The organism is Falsiporphyromonas endometrii, from assembly GCF_042654485.1.
Classification (GTDB): domain Bacteria; phylum Bacteroidota; class Bacteroidia; order Bacteroidales; family Porphyromonadaceae; genus Porphyromonas; species Porphyromonas endometrii.
This window is the reverse complement of record NZ_JBHSGO010000016.1, coordinates 1-1,056: the sequence shown is the minus strand read 5'-3', so window position 1 is coordinate 1,056 and position 1,056 is coordinate 1. Positions and strand designations below refer to the sequence as shown.

1 pseudogene is annotated in these 1,056 nt (G+C 43.6%); it reads left to right on the top strand.

The window, feature by feature from the left end:
- Window positions 1-505 precede the first annotated feature (505 nt).
- Window positions 506-1,056 (top strand): annotated as a pseudogene (locus ACFO3G_RS01035) (transposase); the annotation flags it as partial.

Sequence of the window (1,056 nt, the reverse complement as noted above, 5' to 3'; positions counted from 1 at the left end):
TTTCTTCATGCTTAACCATTCGTTTTGACAACATTTCAATGATCTCTTTAGTGTTTTCGAACCGACTTTTGTCAGTTCTATTGTTTAACTTTTAATTTTTCGGTAAAAATTTACCGAAGTATTGATTTTGTCTTTAGGCTGCTTAAAAACAGCTTTCAGGCGGCCTTTTTTGGAAGGTCGCGCGACTTACAATCCATTCTCGCGCGACATTGAAAGTAAACTCGCGCGAGGTTGCACTTGAAGTAGCGCGACTTCGCATGGCAAGGTCGCGCGAGAACGGATCCAAAGTCGCGCGAGAATAGATTGCTTCTTGCGCGAGCTTATTTGTTAAAATAGTGCATAAAAAAGTATTGCTGTCCGATAAAAATATCACAAAACAAAAAATAAGGGGCTGAACTTCCTTCACAGGAATCAGCCCCAATTGTCTTATCTTTATCATAGCAACTTACAAGAAAGACAATGCACAAAAGTATTCATTTTCTCGGACAGCCGCTCTTTAGCCAGNTGGACTCACCCGGTGGTGATGCTCTATGGCGTCATCATGCGATTTGACTCTTTGCGGGAAATAACCGCATCCTTACAGGCCGAAGCGAGAAAGCTCCGGCATCTCGGCATCTTTATGATGACCTCCCGAAGTACACTTTCCGACGCCAATAAGAGACGTTCAGAAGAAATCTTCGCGGCAATATATCGCGATTTGTATGCCACTTATCACAAACAACTATTATCGGACAGCCGACCTCATGGCGGTAAAGAGCCGGCATGGATGAAACGGTTGAGAATTATAGACTCCACCACGATCTCTTTGTTTTCCAACCTGATTTTCAAAGGAGTCGGACGTCATCCGAAGCATGGCAAGAAGAAAGGGGGGATAAAGGTGCATACGGTCATACAGGCCAATGAGGGAGTGCCCTCCGATATTCGATTTTCTTCTGCAGCCACCAATGACTCCTTTATGCTCAAGCCATCCTCCCTGAGTAAAGGAGACATTATCGCCATGGATAGAGCCTATATAAATTATGAAAAGTTTGAGCAGATGACTCAAAAAGAGATCAT